Genomic DNA, 16,212 nt, shown 5'->3' with positions numbered 1-16,212 from the left:
CCGGATACGAGTGGCGATGCTCACGTGTGCGGCCCCCTGGACATATGGGCAGTTCCATCGGATGATCAAATGAGTGCGGTCGGCACCGGATGAGCAGCTACGAAGCATCCGGGTCGCGGCCCCCACGGGGCACACACCAAAAAACCCCTCTACAAGGAGCAATCGTGGCGCGCGACAACGCGGCTCCCCAGACCCTTCCGACCCAGCACCAGGAGCTCGTCTCCTGGGTGAACGAGATCGCCGAGATCACCCAGCCGGACAGCATCGTCTGGTGCGACGGCTCCGAGGCCGAGTACGAGCGCCTGTGCGAGGAGCTCGTCGCCAAGGGCACCTTCACGAAGCTCGACCCGACCCTGCGCCCGAACTCGTACTACGCCGCCTCCGACCCGACCGACGTCGCGCGCGTCGAGGACCGGACCTTCATCTGCTCCGAGAAGGAGGAGGACGCGGGCCCGACCAACCACTGGAAGGCCCCGGCCGAGATGAAGGAGCTCTTCGCGGGGGAGAAGGGCATCTTCCGCGGCTCCATGCGCGGCCGCACCATGTACGTCGTGCCCTTCTGCATGGGCCCGGTCGGCTCCCCGCTCTCCGCCATCGGCGTCGAGATCACCGACTCCGCGTACGTCGCGGTCTCCATGCGCACCATGACCCGCATGGGCCAGGCCGTCCTCGACGAGCTCGGCACCGACGGCTTCTTCGTCAAGGCCGTCCACACCCTCGGCGCCCCCCTGGAGGAGGGCCAGGAGGACGTTCCGTGGCCGTGCAACTCCACCAAGTACATCTCGCACTTCCCCGAGAGCCGTGAGATCTGGTCGTACGGCTCGGGCTACGGCGGCAACGCCCTGCTCGGCAAGAAGTGCTACGCGCTCCGTATCGCCTCCGTCATGGCGCGTGACGAGGGCTGGCTCGCCGAGCACATGCTCATCCTGAAGCTGACCCCGCCGCAGGGCGAGGCGAAGTACGTCGCCGCCGCGTTCCCGTCCGCCTGCGGCAAGACGAACCTGGCCATGCTGGAGCCCACGATCTCCGGCTGGACCGTCGAGACCATCGGCGACGACATCGCCTGGATGCGCTTCGGCGAGGACGGCCGCCTCTACGCGATCAACCCCGAGGCCGGCTTCTTCGGCGTCGCGCCCGGCACCGGCGAGCACACCAACGCCAACGCCATGAAGACCCTCTGGGGCAACTCCGTCTTCACCAACGTCGCGCTCACCGACGACGGCGACGTCTGGTGGGAGGGCATGACCGAGAAGGCCCCGGCCCACCTCACGGACTGGAAGGGCAACGACTGGACGCCGGAGTCCGAGACCCCGGCCGCCCACCCGAACGCCCGCTTCACCGTCCCGGCCGGCCAGTGCCCGACGATCGCCCCGGAGTGGGAGGACACCAAGGGCGTCCCGATCTCCGCGATCCTCTTCGGCGGCCGCCGCGCCTCCGCCGTGCCGCTGGTCACCGAGTCCTTCGACTGGAACCACGGCGTGTTCCTCGGCGCGAACGTCGCCTCCGAGAAGACCGCCGCCGCCGAGGGCAAGGTCGGCGAGCTGCGCCGCGACCCCTTCGCCATGCTGCCGTTCTGCGGCTACAACATGGGCGACTACATGGCCCACTGGGTCAAGGTCGGGGCGAACGCCGACGCCGCCAAGCTGCCGAAGATCTACTACGTGAACTGGTTCCGCAAGAACGACGCCGGGAAGTTCGTCTGGCCCGGCTTCGGCGAGAACAGCCGCGTCCTGAAGTGGATCGTGGAGCGCCTGGAGGGCAAGGCCGAGGGCGTCGAGACCCCGATCGGCATCCTGCCGACCCCGGAGTCCTTCGACACCGACGGCCTGGACCTGCCGGCCGAGGACCTGGAGTTCCTCCTCAAGGTCGACCGTGACGTGTGGCGCGAGGAGGCCGCCCTCGTCCCCGACCACCTGAACACCTTCGGCGACCACACGCCGAAGGAGCTGTGGGACCAGTACCGCGCGCTCGTCGAGCGCCTGGGCTGATCCCGCACCGCAGACTCGTGGTGGGTTGCCCCGAGATACCGCCCTGACCAGTGGGGTCACGACGGCCCACCACGACGCAACCGGCCCCCGGAGCCCCCTCAGGCCCCGGGGGCCGGCGCATGTCCTCAGCCGCCGCGCCCCTCCACGTACCGCGTGAGGATCTCCTGCCGGATCGCCTCCGCCTCCCGGAGGGCGGTGGCGATCGCCGTCGCCTCCTCGTGGAGCGCGGCGAGCTGCCGTTCGAGGTGGGCCTCCGGCGGCTCGGTGCCCGGTGCGAACCGCGACCACCACCGCGTCCGCACGAAGGTGTCGACGGCCTCCGGGATGTCCTGGCGGACCGCGCGGGCCAGGACGTGCAGGTGCTCCGGGTCGCTCACCGCGCCCGGTTCGAGCAGGGCCTCGACCAGGGCGTCGAGCGCCGTGAGCCGCTCTCGCGCGGCATCCGGCAGCTCCGCCTCGGCCAGGTACCCGCGCAGGGTGGTGAAGTCGGCCCGCAGCGCGTCGAGTCGCTCGCCCGCGTCCGGGAAGTCCGGGGTGCCGGGCCGCTCGGGCGGGGCGATCAGCGCCCCCGCGCCGTAGAGCCCGCCGATCACCAGGGGCCAGAGGGCGCCCGCGGCGCCGGTGAGGGCGAGACCGACCCCGGCGAGCCCGCAGACGCACCCGGCGAGGTTCTTGCGGGACTCCGCGTATCGCAGCAGTCGGTCACTGGTAGCCACGGATCTCCTCGAAGGCGCCGTCCAGCGAGCCCTTGGTGGCGTCGAAGAGCTTGCCGCCGGTCAGGCTCGCGATGTGGTCGAGCTCGTCCCGGTCGGAGTCCCCGAAGAGGATCGGGAAGACGGGGGTGCCCTTCTGCCCGGCCGGCAGGCCGCGGTAGAAGGTGTCGAAGGCGGCGGCCGGGTCGCCGTCGGTGTTCTCCCCGTCCGTCATGAGCACGATCGAGGTGAACGTGTCGCCGGGAGTCCTGCCGAGGAAGCGGTACGCCTCCTGGACGCTGGAGTAGATCGCGGTGCCACCGGAGGCCGAGAGCTTCCGCGCGTCGGACCTGATCGCGTCGAGCGCCGCCCGGGGCGAGGCCGGGTCGACCGTGTGCGTACGGACCTCGTTCTGCTTCACCGCCGAGCCGAAGGGCATCAGGGTGACCTCCTCCCGGTCCCGGAAGTCACCGGTCAGCTCGGTGAGGGCCGCCGTGAGCCGTTCGAGCCGCTCGCCCGCCATGGAGCCCGAGGTGTCGAGGACGTAGACCGTGCGGGAGGGCCTGCGCAGGGTGTTGTCGTACGCGTCGAGCAGCCCGTCCGCGACGGCCCGGCTGCCCGGGAACGGCAGCTCGCGCCGCTGGTCGCGGTCGAGCGCGGAGGCCGGGCTGACACCGGGGACCACCGGGCGGCGCAGGGTGGTCTCCGTGATGCGGCGCTGGACCTCCGGGGTGCGCAGATGGCGGGTGAGCCGCCCCGCCGCCGCCTTCGCCTCCGGCCGGGCGGAGGTCAGCAGGGTGAACGGGTAGTCGGCGGTGACGACGCCGTCGGCCGGCCGGATGACGGTGAGGCCCCCGGACCGGGACGAGGACAGCAGCACCGACTCGTAGTTGACGAGCGCGTCGACGTCGCCGCGACGGCCGTAGGCGTCGGCCAGCCAGCCGGAGGAGCCCGACGTCAGCTTCTGCCCGGTGAAGAACTCCTTCAGCTTCGGCGTGGCCCGGCGTACGTCCGCCTCGGTGAGCGCGGCCTGGGCACCGGAGAGACCCGAGGCGACCGAGACGAGGGCGGAGAAGCCGGAGTTGGAGCGCATCGGGTCCGTCATGCCGTAGCCGAGCTTTCCGTCGGCGACGGCCCGGTGGAGCTGCGACCAGGTGACCTTCGCCGGGTCCCAGCCGAGCCGGGTGACGGCGGCGGGCCGCACCCCGAGGGCCACCGGGGACACCATGATCGGTGTCTCGCCGGTGATCTTCTTCGCCGTGTCGGGGCGGAGCCGCAGGTAGTCGTTGGAGGAGAGCCAGACCGCGTCGTAGGCCTGGTCGGCCCGGCCGGAGGCGATCTGCTCGACGGCGTCGAGGGTGCCGACGTACGTGGGACGGACGGTGACGCCGGTCGCCGTCCGGGCCGCGTCGAGGATCGGCTCCATGTCGGTGAGCTCGGAGGAGGCGAGGACGCGGAGCGTGCCGGGGGCGGACCCCGTGCCGTTCCGGTCGGTCGGGTCGGCGGCGCGGTCGGCGCTGTCGCAGGAGCCGCCGGTCGCCGTCACGAGCAGGGCGAGGGCGAGTCCGGCGCACGTACGCCTCAGGGAGCGGGCACGGGAGGAGGTCGTCATGCGGGACCGCCACCCTCCAGGGCCCCCGCGCGGCGGCTGCGCTCCAGATGGGTCCTCGCCCCCTGGAGTTCGGACGTCAGCGACTCGACCGTCGCCGCCATCGACTCGGTCGCCCGCGCCTTGTACGTGTCGATGGCGTCGAGCGTCCGGTAGATCTGCTGGAACGCGGTACGGAGCGTCTCCGCGCCGACCGCCGGGTCGGCCGCCAGCGCCTGGATCTCACCGGCCTGCTCGGCCAGCATCTCGGCGTTGCCGCGGATCAGGTCCTCGGTCGTCGACCGCAGCACGGTCACCTGCTCGGTGACCTTCTGCTGGTGTTCGAGCGCGGAGGCGAGCATCACCGCGATCCGCAGCGCCGACACGGTCGTCGTCGCCGCCCGCTCCACGCCCTTGATCAGTTCGTCGTTGTTCCGGCGGACCACGTCCATCGCCAGATACCCCTGCGCGCAGACGGCGAGCTGGGTCAGCAGGTCCTGGTGCTTCTGCCGGACCGGGAAGAGGAGGTCGGCGCGGAGCGCGTCCGCCTGCCCCGGGTCGGGCGCGAGGGCGATGCGCTCCTCCACGGCCGCGTCGAGGGCGTCGGTGAGGACCGCGTACTCCTGGAGCCTGCCCATGGTCTCCCACAGCCGGGCCCGCTCGGTCAGCAACGCGGCGTTGTCGCGCCGCAGTTCGTCCTGCACGCTGCGCAGGGCCGCGACGATCCGGGTGAGCGTCGTCTGCGACGAGGCGTACCTGGCGACGTGGTCGCGCAGCCTGTTGCCGCCGGGGAGCCTGGCGAGGAGGCCCTTGAGTCCCTTGCCCGGGGTGTCCCGGGGGTCCAGGTCCTCGACGGTGCGCCGGAGTTCGACGAGGGAGGTGCCGACCCGGGCCCCCGCGTCGCCGCCGGCGTTCCCGGAGCCGAGGGAGCGGACCGTACGGTCGAGCATGCGGTTCGACTGCTGGGCCGCGGAGCGCATCTCGCCCGCGCCGAGCGCCGCGATCTCCCCGACGCGGCCGGCGAACTCGGGGGAGCGCGGGTCGAGCCCTTCGATCGAGCCGATGTACTCGGCGGCCCGGCGGGACATCTCCGTACGGACCGCCTCGTCCATCGGCACCAGGCCGGAGGCCTGCGCGGCGCGGACCGGGGGCACGGGCTCGGGCGGGGTGAGGACGAGCGGCGTGTCGTGCTCGGGCGGTGTCAGGGCCATCGTTCTTCTCGGGTCGGGCGTGGTCATGCGGCGTCCCCCTGGTCGCGGGCCCGCAGGGCCATGTCGTGCAGCACCTTGCTGGTGGGCACGGGCGCCTGGCGGACTCCGGTCAGCGTCTGGTTGAGGTACTCGGTGTGGCTGTCGGTCGCTGCGGTGAACTCGCTCGCCGCGCCCTGCGGCCGGAAGCCGTGGCGCACCGCGAGCCTGCGCAGTTCGGGGTCGGTGGAGAGGAGCGTGCCGAGGGCGCGGCCGTTCGCGGTGATGGGTACGAGGGTGTGGTCGCTGTTGACCGTGGTGTCCGGGTAGAGGACGACCAGGTCTCCCATCGGGCGGCCGGCGAGGAGCTGCGCGGCGACCTGGGACTCGTACACGAGGACCAGCGGGTTGCCGACGCCGCTGATGAAGTCGCGGAAGGGGGCGTCCGAGCCGGACTGCTGGGCGCCCTGGACCTGGACGAGCTTGCGGAGCAGCGGGGCCGTGCGGGTGACGGCGGCCTTGTCGCCCGCGACCCGTCCTCCGTCGGCGACGTAGCTCGCGGCGGCGAGGTACAGGGCGCCGGAGTTGGAGGCGACCGGGTCGGTGGAGGTGATGAAGACGGTGCCGCTGAGCTCGGCGTGGCCCGCGGAGCCCCTGAGCTGCTGCCAGGTCCGGTCGGCGCGGGCGGCCGCGAGGTAGGCGTCCATCTTCAGGGTGCCGCTCGTGCCGCGCGGGCCGAGGGTGGCCAGGCCGTTCCCGGCGAGGACACGGGCGGCGGAGCTGTGCGCGACGACGACGAGCGGCGAGTAGAACGGGCGCAGCGGGGCGGTCGTCGCCGTGTCCGGGGCCCTTTTGCGGGCCTTCGCGCGGAGCTCGTCGGCCGGGCCCTTGGAGGAGGGGAAGGCGAAGTCGTAGCCGTCGAGGGGCAGTTCCTCCATGTCCCAGGACCCGGAGGTCTCGGACTCCACGGTGAAGCCCTTCGCGGCCAGGGCCTTCACCACCTGCGGGTCGGCGAAGAACTCCGCCTTCTCCGACCCGATGACTCCTCGCACGGTCTTCGTCGCCGTGCCCTTGTCCTTGTCGCCGCCCGTCACGAGGACGGCGGCCACGCCGCCGAGGAGCAGGACGGCGAGGACGATTCCCAGGATGCGTCTCACGCGGGCAGCGTGCTCGCGGAAACCCACATTCCAGGGCGAGTTGTGTGGACGGCGGGTGAAGTGCCGATCCCGGTACCGAACCGGAGCGGGGCCTACCGTGACCGCCGTGGGTGGCGCCCGGTCCGCGCGGTTCGTGCCGCGCGGACCGGGGCCGTCAGGGGGCGGCCGTGGCCAGGGTGGGCTCCCCGGCCAGCGCCTCGGTGTGCGCGTCCATGCGCTCGGCGGCCAGGATCGCCGCGGTGGTGTCGGCCCGGGAGGCGGCGACGACCAGGGCCCGACCCGCGAGGGCGTGGGCCTTGCGGTGCAGGTCCGGTGCGGACGAGCCGCTCAGGCCCGCGTGCCGCGCGGGCGGCGCGCCGCGCAGCCGCGCCACCTGCCGGGCGATCCGCTCTCCTGCCTCCGCGTCGCCGAGCTCGTCGGTGACGGCGAGCAGGGCGGCGAGGTGTCCGGCGAGCTGGATGTCCAGCTCCTCCTCGCGGGAGCGGTGCGGATACGCGTCGGGGGCGTCGTCGGCCATCCGGTGGACCGACTTCGTGCGGATCGGTTCGTACATGGGACGGCCTCCTCGTGCTCTGGAGCCATCCTAGCTTAGATCCTGTCTAAAGTTGATTCCGGTCCGAGGGGTGGGCGCGCCGGGTCCCACGGGTGGCCCCGCCGAGTCCCGGACCTGGCCCCGCCGAGTCCCGGACGTGCCCCGCCGGGTCGCGGCCCTTACCCCGCCGGGCCTCAGGGCTGGCTGTAGCCGTCCAGGAAGCGGCCGATCCGGGTCACCGCGTCCGCCAGGTCCGCCGCCGCCGGCAGCGTGACGATCCGGAAGTGGTCCGGCTCGTGCCAGTTGAAGCCCGTCCCGTGCACGACCATGATCTTCTCGGCCCGCAGCAGGTCCAGGACCATCTGCCGGTCGTCCTTGATCTTGTAGACGTTCGGGTCCAGACGAGGGAAGAGGTACAGCGCGCCCTTCGGCTTCACGCACGTCACCCCCGGGATCTGCGTCAGCAGCTCGTACGCCGTGTCCCGCTGCTCCAGGAGCCGCCCGCCCGGCAGCACCAGGTCCTCGATCGACTGCCGGCCCTGGAGCGCGGCGGCCACCGCGTGCTGCGCCGGCATGTTCGCGCAGAGGCGCATGTTGGCGAGGATCGTGAGGCCCTCGATGTACGAGGACGCGTGGTGCTTCGGGCCGCAGACCGCGAGCCAGCCGGAGCGGAAACCGGCCACCCGGTAGTTCTTGCTCATCCCGTTGAAGGTGAGGACGAGGAGGTCCGGGGCGATCGCGGCGGTCGGGGTGTGCGTGGTGCCGTCGTACAGGATCTTGTCGTAGATCTCGTCCGAGCAGACGACCAGGTTGTGCCGACGCGCGATCTCCGTCAGGGAGCGGAGCATCTCGTCGTCGTAGACCGCACCCGTCGGATTGTTCGGGTTGATGATCACGATCGCCTTGGTGCGGTCGGTGATCTTCCGCTCGATGTCCGCCAGATCCGGCATCCAGTCCGCCTGCTCGTCACAGCGGTAGTGCACGGCCGTACCGCCCGCGAGCGAGACCGACGCGGTCCACAGCGGGTAGTCCGGAGCCGGGACGAGGACCTCGTCGCCGTCGTCGAGCAGCGCCTGCATCGACATCTGGATCAGCTCCGAGACGCCGTTGCCGAGGTAGATGTCCTCGACGGAGAGCGGGATGCCCTTCGTCTCGTAGTGGCTCATCACCGCGCGCCGGGCCGAGAGCAGCCCCTTCGCGTCGCCGTAGCCGTGCGCGTCGGAGAGGTTGCGCAGCACGTCCTCGAGGATGGCGGGCGGGCACTCGAAGCCGAAGGCGGCCGGGTTCCCCGTGTTGAGCTTGAGGATGCGATGACCCGCAGCCTCAAGCCGCATCGCCTCTTCGAGCACCGGACCCCGGATTTCGTAACAGACGTTGGCGAGCTTCGTGGACTGGATCACCTGCATGACGAGAGCTTACGGCCGGGTCGGCCGGGGCGCCTCGTGTTTTGGGACACGTCGGACACCGGAACACCCATCGGACGGCCGCGATGTGACCCGTGTCGCACGGACGGTGTCGTGCTCCCTACAATCCGGCCACATGAGCCACCACGCCCCCGGAGTCGCCGCACCCCGACCCGGCCGACGCCGTCACGCCCCCGCACGCCGGGGCCGGGGGACGGTCTGGCTGCTCGCCGCCGGCGTCGCGGTCCTCGGGGTCGGAGCCGTGCTGTTCGCCGGAGGCGGGGGCGGCGGGACGGGCTCGCAGGACGGCGGAGCACCCGAGGGACCGCCCGCGCTGATCCAGGCGGACCCGACGGACGGCTCCGACGGCGCGGACGGGGAGCCGGACTCCCCGGGGGCCTCCGGCTCCCCGGACCCCACGGCCGCCGACGGGCGGAAGACGGACGGGGGCGAGGACGGCGGCACCGGCCCCTCCTCCTCTCCGACGGCCCGGGAACCGGACCGGACGACTGCTCCGTCCGGGGCAGGAGCGGCCACCGCCGGCCCCGCGGCCGGACCGAAGGCCGACCCCTCCACCGACGGCGACGGACACACGGACAAGCCGGGACGGGGCCGGGGGCAGACCAAACGACCCAGGTAGCCGGACGAGGGCCACCCGGCGGCGGGATAGGTTGGCACGTCATGTGGGCTATCAGCGCCTCCGGATGCCGGTGGCTGGGTGCGGTCGGGTCCGTCGGCGTCGCCGTGGGCGGGTGGGCCGCCGGGACGCTGCCCGTGCGCGGCGGCTGGGGGCTCTGGGAGCCGCGCGGCTCCTCGCTCGCCCTGGCCGGCGGCCTCCTCGCCTACCTCGGCCTGACCCTGCTCGTCGCCGCCTGGTGGCGCTACGGCGTCCTGCTCGCCCGGGGCCGGCGGGACGGCGTGCCCGCCACCCTCGCCTGCTGGACCGCCCCGCTGCTCCTCGCCCCGCCCCTGCACAGCGCCGACGTCTACAGCTACATCGCCCAGGGCGCGATGGTCCTCGAAGGGCACGACGTGTACGGAGGCGGGCCCTCCGTCCTCGGCCCCGGCGAGCTCGGCGCGGACGCGGCGGCGAGCGTCGGCGGGAACTGGACGGACACCCCCGCCCCGTACGGACCCGTGTTCCTGCTCCTCGCGGCGGCGGTGGTGAAACTGACCGGCGGGGCGGTCGTGCCCGCCGTCCTCGGGCTGCGGCTCGTCGCCCTGGCCGCGCTCGCCCTGATCGTCTGGGCCGTACGAGGGCTCGGCGGCGGGCCCGGCGGCCGCGCGGGCGCGCTTTGGCTGGCCGCGCTCAACCCGCTGCTCCTGATCCATGTCGTCGGCGGCATGCACAACGACGGCCTGATGATCGGGCTCCTGCTCGGCGGCGTGCTGCTCGCCACGCGCGGGCGGTGGGTGCTCGGCTCCGTCCTCGTCGGTCTCGCGGTGATGATCAAGTCGCCGGCGGCCGTCGCGCTGCTGTTCATCGGTGTGATGGTCGCCCGCAGGGACGGTGGCGTACGCGGCCTGGTCAAGGGCCTCGTCCTGCCGGGGGCCGTCGCGGGCGCGGTCGCCGCCGGGGCGACGGTGCTGGCCGGGACCGGGTTCGGGTGGCTGCGCACCCAGAGCGTCGCCGGGTCGATCCACACCGCGCTGTCGGTGACCAGCGACCTCGGGCTCGGCCTCGGGCTGCTCGTCGGGGACGACCCCGCGCCCGTGAAGGGCGCCGTGCAGACTGCGGGGCTGGCCGTGGCCGCCGTCGTGATCCTGGTGCTCGCGTGGCGGGCGTGGCGGGGGGCCCTGGACCCGGTCCTCGGGCTCGGCCTCTCGCTGGTGGCGCTCGTCGCCCTGTCGCCGATGGTGCAGCCCTGGTACGTGCTGTGGGGGACGGCCGTCGTCGCGGCGGTCGCCTGGCACAGCCGGGCGGGGCAGGTGCTCGCCGTCGTCTCGGCGGCCCTCGTGTACGAGACGGCGCCGTCCGGGCACACGCCCTGGTTCGGCTTCGTGGTGGCGGGGGCCGTGCTGGTGGCGGGCCTGGTATGGGTGCGGCGGAATCCGTGGCCGCCGGCGGCGGACGGGGTGGCGGCGGACGCCGCGCCGGTGGCCGTCGGGCGGTAGGGGTACGGGACAACGCTGGCCCCGCGCGGGCGCGCCCGCCGTCACGCCGGCGCGTGCGTTCGTCATGGTGTCCGGCGGGCGCTCGCCCCGCGCGCACCCGCCCGCTGCCGTCACGCGGACGCCGCCCGCCGTCACGCGTGCGCGTGCGTCCGTTCAGCGTGTCCGGCGGATCGAGCGGCCCGCCAGGACGTCCGTACGGCGGCCGTCCTCGACCACGAACCTGCCGTCGATCAGGACGTGCGGGATGCCCACGGGCAGGGTGCGGGGCGCGGAGTACGTCGCGCCCGCTGCCACCGACTCCGGGTCGAAGAGGACCAGGTCCGCCACGTACCCCTCCCGGACCAGACCCCGGTCCGGGAGCCGGAGGCGGGCCGCGGGGCGGGCGGTGAGGTGGGCGACGCACTCCTCCAGGGAGAGCACGCCGAACTCGCGCACGTACCTGCCGAGGTACCGGGGAAACGTCCCGTACGCGCGCGGGTGCGGCTTCAGGCCCTGGAGGATGCCGTCCGAGCCGCCCGTGTGGACCCGGTGCCGCATGATCGCCCGGACGTTCTCCTCGTGGCCCACGTGCTGGAGGATCGTCGTGCCCAGACGGTCCCCGATCAGCAGCCGGCGTGCCGTCGGCCAGCCGTCCAGACGACGGCCCGTGAACTCCGAGAGCGCCGGATCCGACACCCCCGACACCTCGATCGTGTCCCACTCGACCGGCACCCCGTGGCAGCCGTCCGAGCCGACGACCTCCAGGTGGTGCCGGATGCGCTCGGCCGTCTCGTCGTCCCGCAGCCGCGCCAGCACCGCCTCCGGGCCGCCCTCGCCCGCCCAGCTCGGCAGCACGGCGACGAGGCTCGTACAGCCGGGCGTGTACGGGTACGTGTCGAGGGTGATGTCGGCGCCCGCGTCGAGGGCCTCGTCGAGCAGGGCGAGCAGCTCGGGCGCCCTGCCCCTGTTCACGCCGAAGTTCATGGTGGCGTGCGCCAGGTGCAGCGCGCAGCCCGCGTCCCGGGCGAGCGTGATCATCTCCTGGTACGCGCGCAGGGCCCCCGCCCCGTACGAACGGTGGTGCGGGCAGTAGTAGCCGTCGTACTCCGCCACCACCCGGCACAGTTCGGTGAGCTCGGCGTCCGGCGCGTACATCCCGGGCGTGTACGTCAGGCCGGAGGACATGCCGACCGCGCCCTGCTCCAGGCCCTCGGCGACGAGCCGCCGCATCCGGTTCAGCTCGGCCTCGGTGGCGGGGCGGTCCTCCCAGCCGACCGCGTGCATCCTGACCGTGCCCTGGGGGACCAGGTAGGCGGCGTTCACGGCGATGCCCCGGCCGCCGTGGGCGCCATCGAGGCGGTCCAGGTACCCGCCGACCGTCCGCCAGTCGAAGTCGATGTCGTCGCCGTACCCGTTCCAGCCGGTGATCGCCCCGCGCACCTCCGCGAGCGTGCGGTCGTCGACCGGCGCGTACGAGAGACCGTCCTGGCCCAGGACTTCGAGGGTCACGCCCTGCGCGGCCTTCGCGCCGTGGTCCGGGTCGCGGAGCAGCGCGAGGTCGCTGTGGGCGTGCATGTCGATGAAACCGGGCGAGAGGGCGAGGCCCTCGGCGTCCACGACGCGCCGGGCGGTGGGGCGCTGGCAGCCGGCCGCCGCGCCCTCCTTGACGATCGCGGCGATCCGGCCGCCGTCGATCGCCACGTCGGCGCGGTAGGAGGGGCCGCCGGTGCCGTCGACGACCTCCGCGTCACGGAAGACCAGGTCCATGCCTGCTCCTAGAAGAAGGTGCGGATGTGGTCGACCACCGTGCCGTCCGCCTCGACCAGCGGGATCAGCTGCCACTTGTCGAAGGACGTGCAGGGGTGCGAGAGCCCCATGCCGACCCAGTCGCCTACCTCCAGGTCGGCCCCGGGACCGGTGGCGAGCCAGGCGTGCTGGTCGGAGAGGCCCGTGACGGTGATGCCCTCGGCGGCGCGGATCTCACCCGTACGGGCGTCGCGGACCACCTGCGCCTCCGGCAGGTGCAGGTCGTGGGCGGCGTCCCGCTTGCCCGCGTTGGTGAAGGCCTGCTCGTCGGTGGGGCGGGAGACGACCTGCGACCAGAGCCGGAACGCGGGCTGGAGCGCGCCCTCCTCGGGGACCCGGTTGAAGGGGGTCAGGTTGCGGTACTGGCCGTCGTCGTGGGAGACGTACGCCCCCGAGCGCAGCAGCTTCAGCACCGGCAGCGAGAGCTCGGGCAGCTCCGCGAAGACCTCCGCGACCGTGTCGAACCAGGCGCTGCCGCCCGCGCTGACGACGATCTCCCCGATGCCGGCGTCGAAGCGGCCCTCCTTGTCGAAGGCGGCGGCGAGCGCGGTCAGCCGGAGCAGCCAGGCACGGACCCGCTCCGGGTCCGGCTTCGGCACCTCGCCCTCGTACCCGGCGACGCCGACGAGCCGCAGGGTGGTGACGGCGGCGACCGCGTCCGCGACGGCGGCGCACTCGGCCTCCGTACGGACGCCGGTACGGGCCCCGTCGCCGGCGCCGAGCTCGACGACGACGTGCACCGCGCGGCGGGCGCCCGCCGCGCGCAGGGCCTCGTCCATCAGCTCGACGCCCCGCACCGAGTCGACGTAACAGATGACGTGGAAGTCCGGGTCGGCGTCGAGTTCGGCGGCGAGCCAGCGCAGGGCGGCGGCGTCCACGACCTCGTTGGCGAGGAAGATCCGGGCGATCCCGTGCGCGCGGTAGACCCGGGCCTGGTGGGGCACGGCGGCGGTGATGCCCCAGGCGCCGTGCTCCAGCTGCCGGTCGAAGAGCTGGGGGGCCATGGAGGTCTTGCCGTGCGGGGCGAACGCGAGGCCGTGGCGCTCGGCGTAGGTCTCCAGGAGGCGCAGGTTGTGCTCGACGGACTCGGCGGAGAGGGCGAGCACCGGGGTGGTGAAGCCGCCGGTGAAGAGGTTGCGCCGCTGGGCCGAGAGCTCGCCGACGGTCAGGCCCTCGGCGTCCGGGGGCAGGGCCTTGAAGCGGTGGTCGACGCGCTCGTTCGCCAGGTCGGGCATGTGGCCTCCTCGTCGGATGTGTTGCATTCCGTGCAACACTCATTGCGCATATTGCTCAAGGCTGTCTAACATCCGGGCCGAGGCCGGGTCAATGGACCCGTAGGAGTCACAGGGAGCCCGAGAGTGAGCGGACACGCGCCCCCGGACGCGACCACGGACCCGTCCGCGCCCTCGCCCCCGGAACTCGTCTGCCTCGGTGAGTCCATGGTCACCTTCCTTCCCGCCCGCCCGGGACGCCTCGCCGACGTCCCCGCCTTCACCCGCGCGATCGGCGGCGCCGAGTCCAACGTCGCCTGCGCCCTCGCCGCCGCCGGGCACCGCGCGCGCTGGGTCGGCCGGGTCGGACGGGACGGGTTCGGCGACCACCTCGTCGAGACCATCGCCGGCTACGGCGTCGACGTCGGCGCCGTCCGCCGCGACCCGCACCGGCCGACCGGTGTCTACTTCCGCACCGCCACCGACCGGGCCGCCGACGCGCACGAGGTCGTCTACTACCGGGCGGGCTCGGCCGCGTCCGCGATGTCGCCGGCCACCGTCCCGTACTCCTCCGTCGCCGACGCGCGGATCCTCCATCTGACCGGCATCACGGCCGCGCTGTCCGCCGACTGCCTGGCGCTGATGCGGGAACTCACCGCGCCCCGGCCCGGCCGCCCGCTCGTCTCCTTCGACGTCAACCACCGGCCCGGCCTGTGGCGCCGGGGCGACGCCGCCGACGTGCTGCTCGGCCTCGCACGCCGGGCCGACCTCGTGTTCGTCGGGGCGGACGAGGCCGAGACGCTGTGGGGCGTCGCCGATCCGGCCGCGGTCCGGGCGGTACTGCCGGAGCCGGCGGGGCTCGTGGTGAAGGCGGGCGGCGAGGGCGCGGTCCTCTTCGAGCGCCCCGCCCCTCGCGCAGACACCGTCACCCGCGTCCCCGCCCCCGGCGCAGACACCCCGACCCGCGCCCACGTCCCCGCCCCCGGCGCCGACACCGTCACCCACGTCCCCGCCCCCCGCGTCGACGTCGTCGCCCCCGTCGGCGCCGGGGACGCCTTCGCCGCCGGATTCCTCTCCGGCACTCTGCGCGGGCTCGACGCGCGGGCCCGGCTCCGCCACGGGCACCTCATGGCCGCCGCCGCCCTCACCGTCCCTGGCGACCTGGCCTTCCCGCCCGCCCGTCACCCGGCCCCCACCCCTTACGGAGCCGCTGCGCGGCGCCCCTCCTGGTTCGACCACGCCGACCGGCTGGCCGCGCTCGACGAGGCCGACTGGGGCACACTTCACCTCGGCCCCGGCTGGACGGTGTACCCGGGCCCCGACCAGGAGGTACGTACGCCATGAGCCAGACCGTCGACCGGGCGCTCAGCATCCTTCCGCTGCTCGCCCAGGGCCCCGCCGACCTCGGGCAGGTCGCCGAGCGCCTCGGCGTCCACAAGTCCACGGCCCTGCGCCTGCTGCGCACCCTCCACGAGCACGGCCTCGTCCACCGGCAGCAGGACCAGCGCTACCGCCTCGGGGCGCGGCTCTTCGCCCTCGCGCAGGAGGCCGTCGAGAACCTCGACGTCCGGGAGATCGCCCACCCCTACCTCCTGGCCCTCAACGAACGGATCGGGCACACCGTCCACCTCGCCGTGTACGAGGAGGGGGAGGTCCTCTACATCGACAAGGTCGAGAGCCGCTATCCGGTCCGTATGTACTCGCGCATCGGCAAGCCCGTCGCGATCACCGTCGCCGCCGTCGCCAAACTGCTCCTCGCCGACCTGCCCGAGCCCGAGCGCCGTGCCGTCGCCGCGAAGCTCGACTACCCCCCGTACACCCCCCGTTCGACCCCGAACGCCGCCGCCTTCCTCAAGGAGCTGGCGACCGTACGCGAACAGGGCTGGGCCACCGACCTCGGCGGCCACGAGGAGTCCATCAACTGCGTCGGCGCGCCCATCCGCGGCGCCGACGGGCGCGTCGTCGCCGCCATGTCGGTCTCGGCGCCCAACGTGGTCGTCACGGCCGAGGAACTCCTCACCCTCCTCCCGCAGGTGCGTGGCACCGCGGACGCCATCAGCCGCGAGTACTCCGGCACCGCCCCGACGAAGGACAGCGCATGAGCACCGAGAAGACCGCCCTCACCCCCGCCACCCACACCGCCCCGCCCGCGAAGTTCTCGCACGGCGTGAAGAAGGGCAACATCCTCCAGGTCGCCGGCCAGGTCGGCTTCCTGCCCGCCGTCGAGGGCCAGGCCCCGACGGTCGCGGGCCCGACCCTGCGCGAGCAGACCCTGCAGACCTTCGCCAACGTCAAGGCGATCCTGGAGGAGGGCGGCGCGACCTGGGACGACGTGATGATGATGCGCGTCTACCTCACGGACGTGGACCACTTCGCGGAGATGAACGCGATCTACAACGAGTACTTCCAGGAGCAGGGCCTCACGGCCCCCGCCTCCGCCCGCACCACCGTCTACGTCGGTCTTCCCCCCGGCCTCCTCATCGAGATCGACGCACTCGCGGTCCTCGGCTGAGCCGCCCCGGCCCGGCCACGGCGGGGCGCCCCGGCGGATCAC

General features: G+C 73.4%; 14 protein-coding genes. 6 read left to right on the top strand and 8 right to left on the bottom strand.

What is annotated here, in order from left to right:
• The first annotated feature begins 164 nt into the window (after nt 1-164).
• Nucleotides 165-1,988 carry a phosphoenolpyruvate carboxykinase (GTP) gene (locus AMK29_RS07495; protein ID WP_073809383.1) on the top strand — a complete coding sequence of 608 codons (1,824 nt, stop codon included), beginning with the start codon at nt 165-167 and terminating at the stop codon, nt 1,986-1,988.
• Nucleotides 1,989-2,113: 125 nt separating this feature from the next.
• Here AMK29_RS07495 and AMK29_RS07490 read toward each other — a convergent pair whose 3' ends face one another.
• From AMK29_RS07490 to AMK29_RS07465, 6 genes are all read right to left on the bottom strand, one after another.
• Nucleotides 2,114-2,704: a hypothetical protein gene (locus AMK29_RS07490; RefSeq protein WP_198942195.1), complete on the bottom strand. Its 591-nt coding sequence runs from the start codon at nt 2,702-2,704 to the stop codon at nt 2,114-2,116.
• Entirely contained in the window at nt 2,691-4,292 is a 1,602-nt protein-coding gene (locus tag AMK29_RS07485; protein ID WP_073809378.1) for a substrate-binding and vWA domain-containing protein, read from the bottom strand. The genes AMK29_RS07490 and AMK29_RS07485 overlap by 14 nt, the downstream gene beginning before the upstream one ends.
• Entirely contained in the window at nt 4,289-5,506 is a 1,218-nt protein-coding gene (locus tag AMK29_RS07480) for a toxic anion resistance protein (RefSeq protein WP_079196784.1), read from the bottom strand. Before AMK29_RS07480 ends, AMK29_RS07485 begins: the two co-directional genes overlap by 4 nt.
• Nucleotides 5,503-6,639 (bottom strand): hypothetical protein, encoded by a 1,137-nt coding sequence (locus AMK29_RS07475; protein WP_198942194.1) that lies wholly within the window; start codon nt 6,637-6,639, stop codon nt 5,503-5,505. The genes AMK29_RS07480 and AMK29_RS07475 overlap by 4 nt, the downstream gene beginning before the upstream one ends.
• A 127-nt stretch (nt 6,640-6,766) precedes the next feature.
• Nucleotides 6,767-7,165 (bottom strand): SCO4983 family protein, encoded by a 399-nt coding sequence (locus tag AMK29_RS07470; RefSeq protein ID WP_073809369.1) that lies wholly within the window; start codon nt 7,163-7,165, stop codon nt 6,767-6,769.
• A gap of 173 nt (nt 7,166-7,338) precedes the next feature.
• Nucleotides 7,339-8,550 (bottom strand): pyridoxal phosphate-dependent aminotransferase, encoded by a 1,212-nt coding sequence (locus AMK29_RS07465; protein ID WP_073809366.1) that lies wholly within the window; start codon nt 8,548-8,550, stop codon nt 7,339-7,341.
• A gap of 133 nt (nt 8,551-8,683) precedes the next feature.
• Between AMK29_RS07465 and AMK29_RS07460 the strand changes: the two genes are divergently transcribed.
• On the top strand, nt 8,684-9,187 hold the full coding sequence (locus AMK29_RS07460) for a hypothetical protein (protein WP_073809361.1): 504 nt from the start codon (nt 8,684-8,686) through the stop codon (nt 9,185-9,187).
• A gap of 41 nt (nt 9,188-9,228) precedes the next feature.
• Nucleotides 9,229-10,662, top strand: a complete 1,434-nt coding sequence (gene mptB, locus AMK29_RS07455; protein ID WP_073809357.1) for a polyprenol phosphomannose-dependent alpha 1,6 mannosyltransferase MptB — start codon at nt 9,229-9,231, stop codon at nt 10,660-10,662.
• A gap of 153 nt (nt 10,663-10,815) precedes the next feature.
• On the opposite strand, the gene AMK29_RS07450 is transcribed toward mptB, so the two are convergent.
• Complete coding sequence (locus AMK29_RS07450) at nt 10,816-12,408, bottom strand: N-acyl-D-amino-acid deacylase family protein (RefSeq protein WP_073809354.1); 1,593 nt, start codon at nt 12,406-12,408, stop codon at nt 10,816-10,818.
• An 8-nt stretch (nt 12,409-12,416) separates the two neighbouring features.
• Nucleotides 12,417-13,682, bottom strand: a complete 1,266-nt coding sequence (locus AMK29_RS07445) for an alanine racemase (protein WP_073809351.1) — start codon at nt 13,680-13,682, stop codon at nt 12,417-12,419.
• Between the two features lie 123 nt (nt 13,683-13,805).
• Between AMK29_RS07445 and AMK29_RS07440 the strand changes: the two genes are divergently transcribed.
• From AMK29_RS07440 to AMK29_RS07430, 3 genes are read left to right on the top strand one after another with little or no spacing between them, the layout of a single operon-like run.
• Nucleotides 13,806-15,002, top strand: coding sequence for a sugar kinase (locus AMK29_RS07440; protein ID WP_073809349.1), 1,197 nt, complete (start codon nt 13,806-13,808; stop codon nt 15,000-15,002).
• Nucleotides 14,999-15,760: an IclR family transcriptional regulator gene (locus AMK29_RS07435; protein WP_073809345.1), complete on the top strand. Its 762-nt coding sequence runs from the start codon at nt 14,999-15,001 to the stop codon at nt 15,758-15,760. The genes AMK29_RS07440 and AMK29_RS07435 overlap by 4 nt, the downstream gene beginning before the upstream one ends.
• Nucleotides 15,757-16,170 (top strand): RidA family protein, encoded by a 414-nt coding sequence (locus tag AMK29_RS07430; protein ID WP_073809341.1) that lies wholly within the window; start codon nt 15,757-15,759, stop codon nt 16,168-16,170. Before AMK29_RS07435 ends, AMK29_RS07430 begins: the two co-directional genes overlap by 4 nt.
• Nucleotides 16,171-16,212: the final 42 nt, after the last annotated feature.

This window comes from Streptomyces sp. CB02261 (assembly GCF_001905665.1).
In the GTDB taxonomy this organism is placed as follows: domain Bacteria; phylum Actinomycetota; class Actinomycetes; order Streptomycetales; family Streptomycetaceae; genus Streptomyces.
The sequence above is the reverse complement of the archived record's forward strand: the minus strand, read 5'-3'. Positions and strand labels throughout refer to the sequence as shown.

What these genes read in the sequence shown, in the direction of transcription:
- AMK29_RS07460 (WP_073809361.1), top strand. Translation starts at nt 8,684, where the DNA reads ATGAGCCACCACGCCCCCGGAGTCGCCGCACCCCGACCCGGCCGACGC.
- AMK29_RS07465 (WP_073809366.1), bottom strand. Translation starts at nt 8,550, where the DNA reads ATGCAGGTGATCCAGTCCACGAAGCTCGCCAACGTCTGTTACGAAATC.
- AMK29_RS07445 (WP_073809351.1), bottom strand. Translation starts at nt 13,682, where the DNA reads ATGCCCGACCTGGCGAACGAGCGCGTCGACCACCGCTTCAAGGCCCTG.
- AMK29_RS07485 (WP_073809378.1), bottom strand. Translation starts at nt 4,292, where the DNA reads ATGACGACCTCCTCCCGTGCCCGCTCCCTGAGGCGTACGTGCGCCGGA.
- mptB (WP_073809357.1), top strand. Translation starts at nt 9,229, where the DNA reads ATGTGGGCTATCAGCGCCTCCGGATGCCGGTGGCTGGGTGCGGTCGGG.
- AMK29_RS07450 (WP_073809354.1), bottom strand. Translation starts at nt 12,408, where the DNA reads ATGGACCTGGTCTTCCGTGACGCGGAGGTCGTCGACGGCACCGGCGGC.
- AMK29_RS07480 (WP_079196784.1), bottom strand. Translation starts at nt 5,506, where the DNA reads ATGACCACGCCCGACCCGAGAAGAACGATGGCCCTGACACCGCCCGAG.
- AMK29_RS07470 (WP_073809369.1), bottom strand. Translation starts at nt 7,165, where the DNA reads ATGTACGAACCGATCCGCACGAAGTCGGTCCACCGGATGGCCGACGAC.
- AMK29_RS07435 (WP_073809345.1), top strand. Translation starts at nt 14,999, where the DNA reads ATGAGCCAGACCGTCGACCGGGCGCTCAGCATCCTTCCGCTGCTCGCC.
- AMK29_RS07430 (WP_073809341.1), top strand. Translation starts at nt 15,757, where the DNA reads ATGAGCACCGAGAAGACCGCCCTCACCCCCGCCACCCACACCGCCCCG.